This window comes from Bradyrhizobium sp. Ken51 (assembly GCF_055807435.1).
This window is the reverse complement of the sequence record NZ_JBVVPB010000020.1, coordinates 47,995-64,932: the sequence shown is the minus strand read 5'-3', so window position 1 is coordinate 64,932 and position 16,938 is coordinate 47,995. Positions and strand designations below refer to the sequence as shown.

15 protein-coding genes are annotated in these 16,938 nt (G+C 64.4%); 3 read left to right on the top strand and 12 right to left on the bottom strand.

Annotation, left to right across the window (positions count from 1 at the left end; genetic code table 11):
- Positions 1 to 79 precede the first annotated feature (79 nt).
- Positions 80 to 1,318 (top strand): MFS transporter, encoded by a 1,239-nt coding sequence (locus tag AC0L27_RS28550; RefSeq protein WP_473321028.1) that lies wholly within the window; start codon positions 80 to 82, stop codon positions 1,316 to 1,318.
- A gap of 100 nt (positions 1,319 to 1,418) precedes the next feature.
- On the opposite strand, the gene AC0L27_RS28545 is transcribed toward AC0L27_RS28550, so the two are convergent.
- Both AC0L27_RS28545 and AC0L27_RS28540 read right to left on the bottom strand, forming a co-directional pair.
- Positions 1,419 to 1,913: a VOC family protein gene (locus tag AC0L27_RS28545; RefSeq protein ID WP_354206036.1), complete on the bottom strand. Its 495-nt coding sequence runs from the start codon at positions 1,911 to 1,913 to the stop codon at positions 1,419 to 1,421.
- Positions 1,914 to 2,003: 90 nt separating this feature from the next.
- Complete coding sequence (locus tag AC0L27_RS28540; protein ID WP_354206038.1) at positions 2,004 to 2,549, bottom strand: carboxymuconolactone decarboxylase family protein; 546 nt, start codon at positions 2,547 to 2,549, stop codon at positions 2,004 to 2,006.
- Between the two features lie 136 nt (positions 2,550 to 2,685).
- Here AC0L27_RS28540 and AC0L27_RS28535 point away from each other — a divergent pair, with 136 nt between their 5' ends.
- Both AC0L27_RS28535 and AC0L27_RS28530 read left to right on the top strand, forming a co-directional pair.
- The gene (locus tag AC0L27_RS28535) at positions 2,686 to 3,900 is read left to right on the top strand and encodes an acyl-CoA dehydrogenase family protein (RefSeq protein ID WP_473321026.1); all 1,215 of its coding nucleotides are present in this window, start codon (positions 2,686 to 2,688) and stop codon (positions 3,898 to 3,900) included.
- 144 nt (positions 3,901 to 4,044) lie between these two features.
- Complete coding sequence (locus tag AC0L27_RS28530) at positions 4,045 to 5,184, top strand: acyl-CoA dehydrogenase family protein (protein WP_354206043.1); 1,140 nt, start codon at positions 4,045 to 4,047, stop codon at positions 5,182 to 5,184.
- 281 nt (positions 5,185 to 5,465) lie between these two features.
- Here AC0L27_RS28530 and AC0L27_RS28525 read toward each other — a convergent pair whose 3' ends face one another.
- The 10 genes from AC0L27_RS28525 to AC0L27_RS28480 all read right to left on the bottom strand — a co-directional run bounded on the left by AC0L27_RS28525 (position 5,466) and on the right by AC0L27_RS28480 (position 16,819).
- Complete coding sequence (locus tag AC0L27_RS28525) at positions 5,466 to 6,503, bottom strand: amino acid ABC transporter substrate-binding protein (RefSeq protein WP_027565946.1); 1,038 nt, start codon at positions 6,501 to 6,503, stop codon at positions 5,466 to 5,468.
- Between the two features lie 54 nt (positions 6,504 to 6,557).
- Positions 6,558 to 7,151, bottom strand: coding sequence for a L,D-transpeptidase (locus AC0L27_RS28520; protein WP_354206045.1), 594 nt, complete (start codon positions 7,149 to 7,151; stop codon positions 6,558 to 6,560).
- Positions 7,152 to 7,464: 313 nt separating this feature from the next.
- Positions 7,465 to 8,439, bottom strand: coding sequence for a hypothetical protein (locus AC0L27_RS28515; protein WP_354206047.1), 975 nt, complete (start codon positions 8,437 to 8,439; stop codon positions 7,465 to 7,467).
- 84 nt (positions 8,440 to 8,523) lie between these two features.
- Positions 8,524 to 9,087, bottom strand: a complete 564-nt coding sequence (locus AC0L27_RS28510; RefSeq protein ID WP_354206049.1) for a thioredoxin family protein — start codon at positions 9,085 to 9,087, stop codon at positions 8,524 to 8,526.
- Positions 9,088 to 9,118: 31 nt separating this feature from the next.
- A complete protein-coding gene (locus AC0L27_RS28505; protein ID WP_354206051.1) occupies positions 9,119 to 9,817 on the bottom strand; it encodes a cytochrome c biogenesis CcdA family protein in 699 nt (232 codons plus the stop codon).
- Between the two features lie 438 nt (positions 9,818 to 10,255).
- Complete coding sequence (locus AC0L27_RS28500) at positions 10,256 to 10,867, bottom strand: sigma-70 family RNA polymerase sigma factor (RefSeq protein WP_275168500.1); 612 nt, start codon at positions 10,865 to 10,867, stop codon at positions 10,256 to 10,258.
- Positions 10,868 to 11,275: 408 nt separating this feature from the next.
- The gene (locus AC0L27_RS28495) at positions 11,276 to 12,013 is read right to left on the bottom strand and encodes a response regulator (RefSeq protein WP_354063876.1); all 738 of its coding nucleotides are present in this window, start codon (positions 12,011 to 12,013) and stop codon (positions 11,276 to 11,278) included.
- A 10-nt stretch (positions 12,014 to 12,023) separates the two neighbouring features.
- Positions 12,024 to 13,769, bottom strand: a complete 1,746-nt coding sequence (locus AC0L27_RS28490; protein WP_354206054.1) for an ATP-binding response regulator — start codon at positions 13,767 to 13,769, stop codon at positions 12,024 to 12,026.
- Positions 13,739 to 15,769 carry a sensor histidine kinase gene (locus AC0L27_RS28485; protein ID WP_354206431.1) on the bottom strand — a complete coding sequence of 677 codons (2,031 nt, stop codon included), beginning with the start codon at positions 15,767 to 15,769 and terminating at the stop codon, positions 13,739 to 13,741. Before AC0L27_RS28485 ends, AC0L27_RS28490 begins: the two co-directional genes overlap by 31 nt.
- Positions 15,770 to 15,823: 54 nt before the next feature.
- A complete protein-coding gene (locus AC0L27_RS28480) occupies positions 15,824 to 16,819 on the bottom strand; it encodes a TRAP transporter substrate-binding protein (protein WP_275168497.1) in 996 nt (331 codons plus the stop codon).
- Between the last annotated feature and the right edge of the window lie 119 nt (positions 16,820 to 16,938).

The following is a 16,938-nucleotide window of genomic DNA, read 5'->3' as shown; positions in this document are numbered from 1 at the left end:
TGGGTTGTTACATGATGCTCGTCATGAACAGGCGAGCGTGAAGCACGGCGCTCGCGGGGGAAACGAAGGACAAGCGCAAATGCTCGACAACCCCCGATACGACGCATCCGTCGACGAATCCTCGCTCCGCTACGAAGGCTGGCGCATCGTTGCGGTCTGCTTCCTGCTCGCGACCTTCGGCTGGGGGCTCGGCTTCTACGGCCAGAGCGTTTATGTCGCCGAGCTCCAGCGCGCGCACGGCTGGTCGGCCTCGCTGATCTCATCCGCCACGACGTTCTTCTATCTGTTCGGCGCGCTGCTCGTCGTCTTCGTCGGCGAGGCCGTCAACAAATACGGCCCGCGTCTCGGCCTGATCGCGGGGACGCTGGCGATGTCGGCTGCGGCGGTCGCGATCGGCGCGGTGCGCGAGCCGTGGCAGCTTTATCTCGCGAATGCCGTGCTCGCCTTCGGCTGGGCCGGCACGAGTTTGGCCATGATCACCAACACGATCAGCCTGTGGTTCGACCACAAGCGCGGCATGGCCATCAGCCTCGCGCTGAACGGCGCAAGCTTCGGCGGCATCGTCGGCGTGCCGCTGCTGGTGACCCTGATTGGTCATGTCGGCTTCGCCAGCGCGATGTTCACCGTCGCCGGCGCCATGCTGGTGCTGCTCCTGCCAGCGATCCTGATTGTCGTCGGCCGCCCGCCCGATCTCCACGGACGGCGCGCCGCGACGAAAACGAAGCCGCAATCGTCGGCGCAAATCCGCAACCAGGCGTTGCGCGATGTCGGCTTCCTCACGGTGACCATTGCCTTTGCTTTGGTGCTGTTCGCGCAGGTCGGCTTCATCGTCCACCTGATCTCGTTCCTCGATCCCGTGATCGGGCGCGAACGCGCGGCCGTCGCGGTTGCGGTGCTGACCGCGATGGCGGTGATCGGCAGGGTGCTGTTCTCGCTGGTGATCGACCGTCTCAACCAGCGGCTCGCCTCGGCGCTGTCGTTCCTGAGTCAGGCCGCGGCGCTTCTCGTCGTCATCAATTTGCACAATGACTACGTGCTGATCGCCGCCTGCGCATTGTTCGGCTTCTCGGTCGGCAATCTCATCACGCTGCCGTCGCTGATCGTACAGCAGGAATTCGATTCCGCCTCGTTCGGAGTGCTGATCAGCCTCAACACCGCGATCAACCAGGTGACCTATGCGTTCGGCCCCGGCGTGGTCGGCTTTCTGCGCGACTTCTCCGGTGGCTATGAGCTGCCGTTCTATCTGTGTATTGCCCTGGAGGTAGCAGCGGCGGCGTTGATCATGGTGCGGGGGAAGCCGCGAGCAAAGCTTTCGTAGGGTGGGTTAGCGAAGCGTAACCCACCATTGTTTGCCTCCGCGGAGGCGAAAGAGGTGGGTTACGCCTTCGGCTAACCCACCCTACGCAATCACTACGGCGTCACGCGTCCCGCTGCTTCAGCAGCTCCTCCACATCCAGTCGCTTCGTAAACATCGACAGCTTGCCATCCGGCCCGAACGGCCATTGCTCCCGCGGCTTGTCCCAATACAGCTCCACGCCATTCTGGTCCGGATCGCGCAAATAGAGCGCTTCGGACACGCCATGGTCGCTGGCCCCGTCGAGCGCGATGCCGGCCGAGAGCACGCGGTGCAGCGCATCCGCCAGCGCGGACCGCGTCGGATAGAGGATCGCGGTGTGATAGAGCCCGGTCGTGCCTGGCAGCGGCGGCGAGCCGCCTTTGCTCTCCCAGGTGTTGAGCCCGATGTGGTGATGATAGCCGCCGGCCGAGATGAAGGCCGCGCCGGAGCCCATGCGCTGCATCAGCTCGAAACCGAGCACGCCGCAATAGAAGCCGAGCGCGCGGTCGAGATCGGCGACCTTGAGGTGAACGTGGCCGATCCTGGTGCCGGCGGCGACGGCTTGGTTCTGCGACATGTGGTTGCTCCGTTGACCATTCCCACATAAGGCGAGCCTCGGAGCATTGCTACTGACCTATCCCGAAACCCAGCGTTTCCATATGCGAAACTATGACAGCTCCCGCAACTCGCCCTCCGGCAGCTCGAACTCAAACGTGTTCAGCGTCATCGACACCAAGGTGTAATAGCCGCAGAGACCAATCACCTCGACCACGCCGCGCTCGCCGAGCAGCTTCACCGCCGCGTCATAGAGGCCCTTCTCGACGCCGTGGCCCTCATGCAGCGACTTCGCAACGTCGTAGATCATCTTGGCCTTGGGATCGTCGAAGACGGGCGTGCGGCGGTCGCGGATGGCGTCGATGATGTCGGGCTTCATGCCGCCGGCAAGCGCGAGGCGCTTGTGCGCATACCATTCGTAATGCGCGGTCCAGTGCCGCGCCGTCACCAGGATCGCGATCTCCGCGAGCTTCGCGGGGAAGATCGTGTCGTAGCGCAGGACCTCGCCGAGCCGCGTGGCGTGACGGGCCATGTCGGGGCTATTGAGCCAGGCCATCATCGGCGCCGGCGGCTTGCCGCGCTTGCCGGCAATCGACTCGTCATATGTCTGCCGCTGGCTCTCGTTCATTTCGCCAGGCGAAAGAAGCTTCAGGCGCATTGTTGTTTCCTCTTTGTTTTCAAGCTCGCCGTAGTCGCGACTATAGCCGATGCGTGACACGGAAGTGGTTGAATTCCGCGGGAGCTTGGCCCAGAGTCGCGCCCAACAAGCCGATTTTAATTGATGGAAACGACCAATGACTGACTCCAGGACCAGCGAGACTGAGACCGCCGATCTCGAAACATTCCGCAGCGAAACACGTGCGTGGCTCGAGGCCAACTGCCCGCCGGAGATGCGCAAGCCCGCAACATCAGATGCCGACGTGTTCTGGGGCGGACGTAACGCAAAGTTTTCGTCCGAGCCGCAGCGCATCTGGTTCGAGCGCATGCGCGACAAGGGCTGGACCGTGCCTGATTGGCCGAAAGAATATGGCGGCGGTGGCCTGAGCGCTGCCGAGCACAAGGTGCTGCGCGCGGAGATGGGACGAATCGTCGCGCGGCCGCCGCTGTCGAGCTTCGGCATCTGGATGCTCGGGCCGGCGCTTTTGAAATACGGCAACGATGCCCAGAAGAAAGAGCACCTGCCGAAAATCGCGGCGGGCTTGATCCGCTGGTGCCAGGGCTATTCCGAGCCGAACGCCGGCTCCGATCTCGCGTCGCTCCAGACCCGCGCCGAGAGCGATGGCGATGATTTCGTGATCACGGGGTCGAAGATCTGGACGTCCTACGCCAACTACGCCGACTGGATCTTCTGCCTCGTCCGCACCGATCCCGCCGCGAAGAAGCACGACGGCATCAGCTTCATCCTGTTCGACATGACCTCAAAGGGCGTGACGACCAAGCCGATCCTCCTTATCTCCGGCTACTCGCCGTTCTGCGAGACGTTCTTCGACAATGTCCGCGTGCCGAAATCGCATGTGGTCGGCATCGTCAATCGCGGCTGGGACGTCGCAAAATATCTGCTCCAGCATGAGCGCGCGATGATCTCCGGCATGGGCGAACGCGGCGTCGGCCGTCCGCTCGGCCAGATCGCAGCCGATTCCGTCGGCACCGATGCGCAGGGGCGGCTCGACGATTCCATGCTGCGCGGCCGGATCGCCAGCTTCGACGTCGACGAAGCTGCCCTTGCAGCTTGCGCAGAGCGCGCGGTCGATCTCGCCAAGGCGGGCCAGGCGCATCCGGCGTTCTCGTCGGCGATGAAATATTACGGCACCGAGCTCAACAAGCGCCGTTACGAGATCCTGATGTCGGCCGGCGGCGTTGATGCGCTGGAATGGGAGAGCGATCGCTCGAAGCAAGGCGCTCGGCCGCGTGCTTGGCTGCGAACCAAGGCCAACTCGATCGAAGGCGGCACCACCGAGGTCATGCTCGGCATTGTCGCAAAGCGCATCCTCGATCTGCCGGGGGCCTAACTCCACCGTCGTTCCGGGACGCGCAAAGCGCGAACCCGGAATCCATCAGGCGGCATTCTCTGCGGTGGAATGGATTCCGGGCCTGCGCCTTCGGCGCATCCCGGAATGACGAACCAGAATAAATTTCGAATCGGAAACACACACATGGCCCTCGTCCTCACCGAAGAACAATCGATGCTCCGCGACAGCGCGCGCGGGCTGATCAGCGACAAGGCGCCGGTGTCGCATTTGCGACATCTGCGCGATAGCAAAGATCCCACCGGCTTCTCCAAGGAGTTTTGGCATTCCTTCGCCGAGATGGGTTTTGCCGGCTTGCTGGTGCCGGAAGAGTTCGGCGGCAGCGGGCTCGGCTATGTCGAGGCCGGCGTCGTGATGGAGGAGATCGGCCGCACGCTGATGCCGTCGCCCTTCCTCGCCACCAGCGTGGTCGCGGCCTCGGCGCTGAACCGTGGCGGCAATGCCGCGCAGAAGTCGGAGTATCTGCCGAAGATCTCCAACGGCTCCCTGCTCGCGACGCTCGCGATCGACGAGGGCGCAAAACACCGCCCGCTTCAGACCAGCCTCCAGGCCGTGCGCGCCGGCAACGGTTTTAGGCTCTCCGGCGCCAAGGCGCTGGTGGTCGACGGTCACGTCGCCGATCTTCTCATTGTCGCTGCGCGCACCGCGGGTTCGGCCGGCGAGCGCGAGGGGCTGACGCTGTTCCTGGTCAATCCCAAGGCCAAGGGCGTCGCGATCGAGCGCACCATCATGGTCGACGCGCACAATGCGGCGCGGCTCGAGCTTGCCAATGTCGAGGTCGATGCCGACAGCGTGCTCGGCGAAGTTGACCAGGGGGCCGGCTTGCTCGACGGCGTGCTCGATATCGGACGCGGCGCGGTGGCCTCCGAAATGGTGGGCCTGAGCGAAGAAGTGTTCAACCGCACCGTCGAGTACCTGAAGAGCCGCAAGCAGTTCGGCAAGCTGATCGGCGAATTCCAGGCGCTGCAGCACCGCGCCGCCGAACTCTATGTCGACATCGAGATCACCCGCGCCGCGGTGATGAAGGCGCTGCAAGCGCTCGATACGGACGTCGCCAAGGCCGCATCAAACGTCGCCGTGGCAAAGGCCCGCGCCGGCACCACCGCCACGCGCGCGGTGCAGGAAGGCGTGCAGATGCATGGCGGCATGGGCATGACCGACCAGTTCGACATCGGCTTCTTCATGAAGCGCGCGCGTGTGTGCGAGGAATTGTTCGGCGACGCCAATTACCACACCGAGCAGCTGGCAAGGGCGCGGGGGTATTGAGGCGAGACGGGTGTGAGGTCCAGGGCGTCGCCTCACAGGCGGTGTCGTCGCCCGGCTTGACCGGGCGACCCAGCACGCCGCGGCTTCTCGATTGATCGCAACCGTCTCTGGAATACTGGATCGCCCGGTCAAGCCGGGCGATGACAGTTGAGATTGTGGATAGCGCGCCTGCCCCAAGCTCGTCATTGCGAGGAGCACTTGCGACGAAGCAATCCAGGCTGTCACCGCGGAGGGATTCTGGATTGCTTCGCTACGCTCGCAAAGACGGCGGTTAGACCGTCTTATCTCACCGGCGGCGCATACTGCACGCCGCCCGCATTCCACAGCTGGTTCATCCCGCGCGGGATCTTCAGCTTCGACTTCTCGCCGATGTTGCGCTCGTACATCTCGCCGTAATTGCCGACGTGGCGGATGATGCGGACCACCCAATCCTTGGTGAGGCCGAGCTGCTCGCCGTAATTGCCCTCGGTGCCGACCAGCCGCATCACTTCCGGCTTCTTCGACTTCAGGGCCTCGTCGATGTTCTCCGAGGAGACGCCGAGCTCCTCAGCGTTGATCATCGCGTATAGCGTCCACTTCACGATCATCATCCAGTCGTCGTCGCGCTGGCGCACGACGGGCGCGAGCGGCTCCTTGGAGATCATGTCCGGCAGGATCATGTGGTCGCCGGGCTTCGACAGGTTGATCCGCAGCGCGTAGAGCTGGGAGACGTCGGCGGAGAGCGTGTCGCATTTGCCGGTATCGTAGGCTTTCACCACGTCGTCCAGCTTGTCGAACTTCACCTCTTCATACTTCATGTTGTTGGCACGGAAGTAATCCGCGACGTTGAGCGCCGTGGTGGTCCCGGTCTGGACGCAGACCTTGCTCCCGGTCAGATCCAGCGCGGTTTCCTTGTTGCGCGCGCGCGGCAGCATGAAGCCTGCGCCGTCGTAATAGGCGACCGCGGGAAAATAGAGATCGTAGTCGAGCTCGCGCGCCATGCTCCAGGTCGAGTTGCGCGAGAGGATGTCCACTTTCCGGCTCTGCAATTCCTTGAAGCGCTCGTTGGCGTCGAGCGCGACGAACTTCGCCTTGCTCGGGTCGTTGAAGATCGCGGAGGCCACCGCACGGCAGAAATCGACGTCGAAGCCGGTCCAGTTGCCCTTGTCGTCGGGGATCGAGAAGCCCGGCAGGCCCTTGTTGACGCCGCACAGCACCTCGCCGCGGCGGACGGTGCGCTTCAGGGTGCGGGTGTCGTAGAATTCATAAATGATGGCCAGGACGGCGACCAGCACGGCGACTGCGAGCCCGATCAGCAGGCCGCCACGAAAAGTGCGCATCATGTTGCTCTCTCGAAATAATCGGGAAAAGGAATATTCGCCAGGGCGAAAAGATCAGAGCTCGGGCTTCTGCCGGATGACCACCTTGGTGCCGACCGGGACGCGATCGTAAAGATCGGCGACGTCACGGTTGACCAGCCGGAAGCAGCCCGAGGAGACCTTGGTGCCGATCGTGTCGGGCCGATTGGTGCCGTGGATGCGGTACACCGTGGTGCCCAGATACATGGCGCGGGCGCCGAGCGGATTCCCGGGGCCGCCGGCCATGAAGCGCGGCAGGTAGGGCTGGCGCTGGATCATTTCCGGCGGCGGCGTCCAGTCCGGCCATTCCTTCTTGTTGGTGATGTTCACCAGCCCCTGCCACTGAAAACCATCGCGGCCAACGCCGATGCCGTAGCGGATCGCACGACCACCGGGCTGCACCAGATAGAGATGCCGTTCGGCGGTCGAGATGATGAGGGTGCCGGGCGCTTCGGTGGTGCGGAAGTAGACGACCTGCTTCTGCCATTCCGGATCGAGCTCGAAGGCGTCGTCGGCGACCAGACCCGGCTCGTCGCCGCGGTCGGGCTGCTGGGCGTAGGCATGGGGCGCGGACAGGATCAGGCCGATCGCAGCCACAAATATCCCGGTCAGGCGACGAAAATCCGTCATTTCAAGCTCTCCCCACTGCCACAGCGAATATCGTTCGGAACCATCTGAACCCAGCGGCAGCTTCATGGCAAGTTGATGGCGCGCCCGGCTGGTATGTCACGAGAATGCTTTGGTTTTTTGACGGACCGCCGGCAATGCCACAAACAGGGGATGGCGCGAAAAGCAGTAGCCACGGCCTCGCATGGGGTGGGGCGGCCATTTGCATTCACAAACGCAGTCATGCCCGGCTTGTCCCGGGCATCCTTGGTGCTGTGGGCAAAGACGTGGATGGCCGGGACAAGCCCGGCCACGACGATGTGGAGGCAGCGCGATATCAGATCTGGTTGTTCTCCGGCGCGATCCCGAGCCGCCGGACGATTTCGGCGCCTACGGCCCGGGCCTCAGGCCGAGAGCCGATGCGGGGGCTGCGAAACCGGCGTCCTGAGAGCAATCGGATCACGACGATGCAGTGCTCGTCCTCGGACCGGCCGCGGCGCTCGACCGTGATTGTTTTCACGTCGCGCCCTTCGATGTGGTCGGCACGCAGCGTGCCGTCGCCCCACAGGCGTTCGACCCGGATATCGCCTTGGCGGATGATCCAGAAAGCGCCGGTCACAAGGTTGGCATACCGGTAAACGCCGAAAGCGGCGATCCCGCCGACCGGCAGCAGCATGATGTCGACCGGCCCGGGCGACAGGCCGCGCCAGAGCCTGTAGGCGTAGGGAACGGCGCACAATGCGACGACGATCAGTGCGACGATCCTGATGTCCCTCGTGGAAAACGGCTCGAGAGGGTCGCCGAGACGCATCTCGGGATTGCTGGCATCGAGCGGATTGACCGGAGACTCGACGTCGGGAACGTCGAATTGCGCGGCGATCCGCGCCACCGTGTCGTGCACATGCGTGACGTCGGTGATAGGCGGCGACGTCAGACGTTCTCCCGAGGCCAGTGTGAAGGCCAGCTGGAAGCGGGCTTTCGCCCTCTTGCTGCCGGGAACCTGCAATCCCCTGATGTCGTCCTTGGCGACGATCCGCGTCCGCAGCTTTCCGAACGGGCGCTGCTCCCCGATCAGGATCTCGTCCGGCGTGATGATCCACACCACCGCCGGCGCCATCATGATGACGCCGACGAACGCCGCTCCCACCAGCAGCGCGACCACGGAGATGATCACCTCCAGGGGGTCGTGCGTGAACAGACCCGGCGTGAAGCACAGCGCAACGGCGGCCGCAAAGCCGGACATGACCAGCCGCTGCGCGATCGAGGCGCCTTCACGAAGGCGAATATCAGTGCTGCTGGTGGCGTCGTCCATCGCGGGCGGCTGATTGCGTGGCCCGCGAAACTCCACGGACGGGTCCGTGGAGTCAAGCAACAACGGCGAGACCAGCGCGGCGTGTTAGCTGTTGGCGTTCAGCAGCCGGCCGACGGTGCGGTCGATCTCGTCATAGCGGCCTTCGCCCTCGTGCTGGAACACGATCTTGCCGTTCTGGTCGATGATGTACTGCGCCGGCCAATACCGGTTGCGGTAGGCATTCCAGGTCTTGGAATCATTGTCCTGTGCCACCGGATAGGTGATGCCGTGGCGTTTCAGTGCGGCCTGGACATTGGACGCCGAGCGCTCGAACGGGAATTCCGGCGTGTGCACGCCGACCACGACGAGCCCCTTGTCCTTGTACTTGGCGTAGAGCTCGGTGACGTGCGGCAGCGTGTTGACGCAGTTGACGCAGCCATAGGTCCAGAAGTCCACCAGCACGACCTTGCCGCGGAGATCGGCGATATTGAGCGGCTTCGAGTTGAACCAGTTGTTGATGCCGGCGAAGTCGGGCGCGGTCTGCTGGCTGGCGGCAGCGGTGACGACAGGGACGGCGCGCGCGGCCTCGTCGCAAATGCCGGGGATGACCGCGCCTGTTACGGCGATGCCGATCAGAGCGGCGGAGACGGCGAGCAGTTTGAAAGTCATGGACGAGTCCTCCGGTTGAGATGCGCGATGATCACAGGCCGATCTGGCCGGTGGGATAGAAGCCGGTGAGCCACGCCACGATCAGCGTGTCGTATTGGAAATAGGCGGCGACGGCGAAGCCGATCACGACGACGCCAAAGCCCTGCTGCAGTCTTGGCGAAATGCGCGCGAGACTCCGCACCCGCGTGGTCGCGGCCTGCCCGCCATATGCGATCGCCAGCATGGGGATAGCCGCGCCGATCGCGTAGGCGACCAGCAGCGTGCCGGCCCAGGTCGCGTTCTCAGTGGTCGCGACCAGCGTCAGGATCGAGCCGAGCACCGGGCCGGCGCAGGGCGTCCAGACCAAGCCAAGCGTGGTGCCGAGCACGAGCCCGCCGAGCGCGCCCTCGCGCTGCGTAGCGCCGGAGTTGCCGAGATCGAGCCAGCCATTGAGCCGGATCGACAGCCATTCGAATGGCGCTGGCCACAGCATCAACAGACCGAAGCCGAGCAGCAGGATCGATGCCGCCTCGCGCAGCACGTTCGGATCGAAATCAAACAGCCGCGTGATGGCGCCGAGCAACAGCGCAGTCGCGGAGAACGAGATGACGAAGCCGAGCGCGATCATCGCGGGGCGCAGATGCGAGCTGCGGCCGATCGAGGCGCCGAGCAGGATCGGCAGCATCGGCAGCGTGCAGGGCGCGGCGATGGTGAGGATTCCGGCGAGGACAGCGAAGAGAAGTTCGAGCATGGGGCACTCGTGAAGGGGGTCACGAGGGCTGTTCGGGATGGATGTGTCGGACGTTACGCGCCGTCACACGTTCGTGACGGGGACACGAATTCGCAGGGGGGCGTCATGCCCGGGCTTGTCCCGGGCATCCTCGTCTTTGTACCGCGGGGAAGTCGTGGATGGCCGGCACAAGCCCGGCCATGACGACAAGGAAGCGCCGTGCCCAGCACCGCTGGCGCCGCGTGCGTTACCCCAGACACAAAACGACCCGGAGGGGGGGCATCCCGTCCGGGTCGCTGGAGGTCTTGGGAGGTTTAACGAAACCGTATGTGAGCTTTATAGGAGGGAAGTTTTTCCGCCTGATGTTGTGCTTTGTTTCAATTGTTTCGTCGGCGGTAACACTTCCGTGTCCGGGATAGGGCCAAAACAAAAGTCCTATCCCATTGAAATAGCTGAACTTCAGGCAGCGAAGCGCTCGACGCCACAGCCCTTAAGCAATTCGGCCAGTTGCTTGCGGGCGTAGAACATCCGGGTCTTCACCGTGCTCTGCGGGATGCCGATGATCTGACCGACCTCCTCCACCGACTTCTCATGGTAGTAGACCAGGTTGATGATTTCGCGATGCGCAGGTGACAGCTTCTGAACGCAGGCGCGCAGGATGGCGCTGGTGTCGCTGCGGTCGAGCGAGGTCTCCGGCGTGTCGCAGCCGTCGGCGATCTGGCGCACGTCTTCCTGGTCGATGTCCTCGAAGCGGCGCTGGCGCATCGCGGTCAGCGCCTTGAAGCGGGCGATCGAGAGCAGCCAGGTCGAAACCTGCGAGCGGCCCTGGAACTGGCCGGCGGTCCGCCACACGTCCAGAAACACCTGGCTGACGAGGTCTTCCGCGGTGGTGGCGTCGCGCACGATCCGCAGGATGAAGCGGTAGACGCGCACATTGTGCCGGCAATAAAGGATGTGCATGGACGTCCGGTTGCCGTCGGCAATGCTTTCGAGAAGCATGTCGTCCGAGGTCGCCTGAGCGGCAATGATGCTCTGGCTGGCTTGGGCGTTGATGGCGATGACGTTCGGCATTGACTTGGCTCCCCGTAGCGCCGCAACCGAGCGGCGTTTCCTTGGACCAAAGTGTTAATGAGCCAACGTTTCGGGACGTCTGCACGAAAAGGGGAAAATGGTTTCGTGCGCCATCAAATTGTTTCATCGGATTAGCCGCGACGAAACATTTGGGGCAAAAAAGCGTGGAATTTCAATGTACGGAAAATACGGGGCTGGGGAATTGGAGGCGGACTGAGGTGTCGGGAACGTATTCCGAGGGGTTGCGTTCGCACTCACCGTGTCGTCCTGGACAAGCGAGCAAGGCGAGCGCCGATCCAGGACCCATTACCCCAGGGAGACGTTTTGCGAAGACGCGTGGTTGCCAGCTCGCGCAGCAAGATCTGCCTGGGGTAATGGGTCCTGGCTTTCGCCAGGACGACGATGGTCCTACGCCTTCTCGCCCGCCGGCGAGAACAAATAGCCGCCGCCGCGGATGGTGCGGATCACGGCGGGTTTTGTCGGATCGGGCTCGATCTTGCGGCGGATCCGCATGATGCGCAGATCGACCGCGCGGTCGAAGGCTTCGGCGTCGCGCGCGTTGGCCAGTTCCAGCAGGCGCTCGCGCGAGAGCACGCGCTTCGGATTGGCCGCGAACACTTTCAAGAGCCCGAACTCGGATGCGGTCAGCGGGTGCTCGTTGCCCTCATCGTCGCGCAAGGCCTGCGCTTCGAGATCGAGCCACTTCGTCCCGAACCGTACCAGTTGCTCCTTGTCCGATTTCGCAGCCGCCGTTTCCGCCGCCACGGCTTTCGCCGGCACGCTCCGGCGCAGCACCGAGCGGATGCGCGCCATCAGCTCACGCAGCTCGCACGGCTTGGCCACGTAATCGTCAGCGCCGAGCTCGAGGCCGACGACGCGGTCGATCGGGCTCGCCGTCGCCGTCAGCATGATCACCGGCACGTTGATGCGGCTCTTGAGGTCGCGGATGATCGAGAGCCCGTCTTCCTCGGGCATGTTGAGGTCGAGCACGACAAGGTCGGGCATGCTGCCGTCGATCGCCGTGCGCAACGACTTGCCGCCGTCGCACAGCGTCACGGTGAAGCCGTGCATCTTGAGGTAATCGCCGACCATCTCCCGGGCCGGGGCCTCGTCGTCGACGATCATGATGTGCTGGCTTTGGGTCATGGTCCTGAGATCACGGAATTTCGGTCGCGGGGAGGGTGATGGTGAAGGTCGAGCCCTTGCCGGGGCCCTCGCTCTCGGCGGTCACCTCGCCGCCGTGCATGTCGATAATACGCTTGACGATGGACAACCCAAGGCCGGTCGAGCTCTCGCCGGCGGTCGGTTTTGCCGACAGCCGCTGGAACCGGCCGAACAGGCGGCCGAGATCCTCCGGCGACAGGCCGGCGCCCTCGTCGCTGACGCGGACGATGGTGTCGCCGCCCTCATGGTTCACGATGACGCCGATCTTGCCGCCGATCGGTGAGTATTTGATGGCGTTGCTGATCAGATTGTCGATCGCCTCGCGGATGCGGTCGGTGTCGCACATGGTGACGATGTTGACGGGCGCGGTGACGCTGATTGCCTGCTGCTTGTTGACGGCGAGCGGCTGGTTGGCTTCCGCGACCTCCTTGACCAGGGCCGCGACGTCGACCGGCTCGCGGCGGATGGTGATGTCGAAGGCATCGGCCATCGCGTCCGAGATCAGATGATCGACCATCGTGGTCAGGCGCTTCGTCGCATCGCGGATGTGATCGACCTGGGCGACCACGCCGCTTGACGACGCGCCGGTCGAGATCAGCTCCTTCAGCATCTCGGTGCGGCCGAGGATGACGCCGAGCGGATTCTTCAGATCGTGGGCAACGGTGCCGAGGATCTCGTTCTTGAAGCCGTTGGCGCGCTGCAGCCGCAGCCATTGCGCCGAGAGCCGGCGGTTGGCCTGCATCAGCGCGCGGGTGCGCTGGGCAACGCGGTCTTCCAGCTGGGTGTTGGCGGCCTGGAGCTGCTGGTAGAGGATGACGTTGTCGAAGGCGATCGAGAGCCGACTGGAAAAGATCTCGACCAGCGAGCGGTCGGTCTCGGACAGCTCGCGCTCGGCCTGGAGCAGCACCACGACCTCCCGGCCGCTTCCGGTGCGCAAATAGATCACGCTGCGGTGGTCGGCGAATTCGTTCTTGCGGCCCTGGAAAGCGGCTTCCACCATCGCGCGCAGATCGGGGTCGAGCGCCTTCGATGAGGTCGTGCCGATGAAGCGGCTGTAGCAGCCGCTGCCGGCGAGCACCGAGAGCTCGGGGTCGAGGCCGCCATTGTCGCGCAAGACCAGTATGCCGGCGCAATCGACGTTGAGCAGCGAGGCGAGCTGGGTCAGCACGCCCTCGGCGAGCCGCTGCATCGACTTGAAGTCGTACAGCGTGGAAGCCGCGTCGATGATGATCTCGAGCCCGCGCCGGGTTTGCAGCATGCGCTCGAGTTGCTGGTAGGAGCGCAGCGCCGCGGTCAGCGAGGTGAACAGCTTGTCGGCGGTGAGCTCGGTCTTGGCCTTGTAGTCGTTGATGTCGTACTGCACGATCACGCGCCGCTCGGGCGCCTGGCCGGGCTGTCCGGTGCGCAGGATGATGCGCACGGTCTCGTTCTTGAGTTCGTTGCGGATGAACTCGACCAGCTCGAGGCCGGCGACATCAGTCTCCATGATGACGTCGAGCAGCACGGCGGCGATGTCGTTGTGCGCGGCCATCAGCTTGCGACCTTCGGCCGCCGAATGGGCGGAGAGGATCTCCAGGCCCTGGCCGTTGAGGGAATAGTCCGAGAGCGCAAAGCGGGTGCCGTCATGCACGGCCGGATCGTCGTCGATGACGGCGATTTTCCATTTCCGGGCGTCAACATCCTCCGATGCGGTACCGGTATCGTCGATCAGGTGGAGGACATCGTCCTGTTCGGCCATTGAGAAGTCCCGTCAGTCTCTGTGCTTTGCCCGCCGCCCCTGGCGACCCGGGGCATGATAATGCGAAATGTAGTGCCTTGTCCCAGCTTGGATTCCAGCATCATGCGACCGCCGAGCTGCTGGGTGACGAGGTTATAGACGATATGGAGGCCGAGTCCCGTGCCACCTTCATTGCGCCTGGTGGTAAAGAATGGGTCAAAGGCCTGGCGCTGCACGTCGGAGGTCATGCCGGCCCCGTCATCGGTGAAGATGATCTCGACGTCGTCGGCCCCGCGGGGCCGCGCCGAGATCGTGATCGTGCCGGCGCGGCCGTCGGCGAAGGCGTGGTTGGCGGCATTGAGGAACAAATTGGTCAGGATCTGGCCGTAGGAGCCGGGATAGCCGTCGAGCAGCAGCCCCTCGGGCATGTCGACATTTAGCGTGATCGGCGAGCGCTTCAGCACCGGGCGCAGGCTCGCGATGATCTGGTCGGTGGCTTCGCTCAGTGAGAACTGCCGCCGCTCGGCATGGGAGCGGTCGACCGCGACCTGCTTGAACGACTGGATCAGCTCGCCGGCGCGCTGCAAATTGGCGACCAGCTGCTGCGAGGCGTCGCGCGAGGACTGCACGAATTCCTCCAGCTGCGAGCGGCGCAGGCCGCCTTCGCCCTTGAGCTGGGCCTCGAAGATCTCGGTGCGCCGGGCAAAACTCGACGCAACGGTGAGGCTGATGCCGATCGGATTGTTGACCTCGTGCGCGACGCCGGCGACGAGGCCGCCGAGGGCGGCGAGCCTCTCGGCATCGATCAGATTCTGCTGCGCGGCGTTGAGCTCGAGCAGTGCACTCTCGGCCTTCTCCTTGGACGCGCGCAGCTCGTCCTCGGTCTCACGTTTCGCGATCGCGTTTTCGCGGAACACTTCCACCGCGCGGGCCATGGCGCCGACTTCGTCGCGCGCGCGCGTGCCCTGAACCTCGCGGCCGAGGTCGCCGAGCGTGATCGCGCGCATTGCCGCCATGATCTGTTGCAGCGGCAGCCGGATCGACAGCGCGATCAGCACGCCGGCGGTGAGGATGATGCCGAGGAAGATCACGGCGATGGAAAGAACGCGACGGGAAATGTCCGCCAGCGTACGGTCGAACGTCTCCTGCGCCTTCTGCTCGCGCTGGCGCATCTTGGTGGAGAGGTCGTCGATAGCGCCGATCGCCTCGGCCTGGTTGGCGTCGATGGTGTTGCGCAGCAGCTCGGTACGGTTCATGAGCTGCTCGGAGAGCTTTGCAAAGCCCTCGCGCAGCGCGGCGGTCCGGGCCGCCAGCCGTCGCAGCGCCATGCGCTGGAGGTCGTTGTCGGCGAGATCGATCATCACGGGGATCGTCTTCTCGATCGTCTCGGTGTTGCGGCGGGCGTCGTCGGCCGCACCCGGTGACAGCGACAGATAGTAGGAATTGGCCGCGACCAGCATCGCGGTGAAGGCTTCGCGCGACTTGCCCAGCGAAGGCCAGATCAGCGCGTCGCGATGGCCGGTGGCGCCTTCGATGATGGAGTAAAGGCCGGCCATATCCCTGGCCGGTCCCTGCACTTGATCCTCATAGGTCCTGGCGATGGTGGCCTGCACGCCGCGCAGCTCGCCGAAGCCGTTGAGGAAGCGGTCGGTGGTGCGCTCCAGCTCCTCGACCGAGCCCGACAGCATCGGGTCCTTGGCGGCGCGGTTGGTCAGCGTCCCCAGCACCGCCTCGCGCAGCAGCAGGATCTCGGCGAACAGGTCGGGGCTCGGCTGGTTGATGTAGCGGTGGATCAGATTGTGCAGCCGCCCGGTCTCGCTTTCGAGCAGCGCCAGGATCCGGTCGGACTCGCGCACCTGGCGCACGTCGTCCCAGGCCGAGCCGAGCACCTGCGACCCGTTCCAGATCAGCCCGACCAGCACGATGACCACGGCGGAGTTCAGCGCCGCGATCGACAGGATGCGCCAGCGAATCGGCACGGCCCGGAGCACGCCGACCAGCCGCGCACGCAGCCGCCCCATCGGGCCGGGCGACCTGTCTGCATGCTCGCTGTGTCCAAGCCCGGGCAAGTGGCCTCACTCCACCTTGCGAATGCGTTCGATCAGCGCGGCCGCGGCCGGATCTTGCCCGGCCTTGGCGTAGATCGCGACCATCGCGTCCTCGAACGGCTTGCGGTCGATATCCCTGACGATGGTGACGCCCGCTGCTTCCGCCTTGTGCTGCGACTGCTCCTCGAGGTCGCGCCATTTCTCGCGCATGAACCGGCTGGAGCGCTGCGCGGCTTCCCTGAAGATGGTCTGGTCGTCGGCCGACAGGCTTTTCCAGGCCTTCAACGAGATCACCAGCACTTCGGGGCTCATCGTGTGCTCGGTGAGGGCGAGGTAGCCGGCATGCTTGTAATGGTCCGTCGTCACGTAGGATGGCCAGTTGTTCTCGGCGCCGTCGATCAGGTGGTTGGCAAGCCCGGCAAGCACCTGCCCATAGGGCATCTCGACCGGCTCCGCGCCGAGCGAGCGGATCATCTGGCTCATCAACTCCGACTGCTGCACCCGGATCCGCAATCCCTTGAGGTCCGCGACACTCCGCACGGGCCGGGCGCCGTTGTAGATCGACCGCGCGCCGGAATCGTAGAAGGCGAGGCCAACGAAGCCGTAGGGCTCGAAGCTGCCGAGAATCTCGCTGCCGACCGGACCGTCCAGCACCTTCTGCATGTGCTCGATGGACCGGAACAGGAACGGCATCGCCAGCACGTTCATCGCCGGAACGAAGTTGCCGATCAGCGCCACATTGGTCCGATTGAGATCGATCGCGCCGACCCGGGTCTGCTCGATGGTCTCCTTCTCCTCGCCGAGCTGGCGGGAGTGGAACACCTTGACCTCGTGCCGGCCGCCGCTGCGCTCGGCGATCAGGGCGCCCATGTAGCGCAGCGCCTGCACGGTCGGATAATCCTCGGTCTGGGTGTCGGCGGCGCGGAACTCCCGCGCAGCGGCTCCCGTCGCGCAGATGGCGATCAGAAGCGCGACGAAAACCACCCCGGTCCGCGAGCGTTCGGCACGGTTCAACACTGGCACACTCAACCCCTCAGTGGTGGAGTCTATGGCGGGAGGAAAAGGTTCAATGCAATCTAGCAGATGGTCGTGGGAAGGCCATCCCGCGCGGCACTGCTGCGTGATTGTGCGTCGCGGCCGGG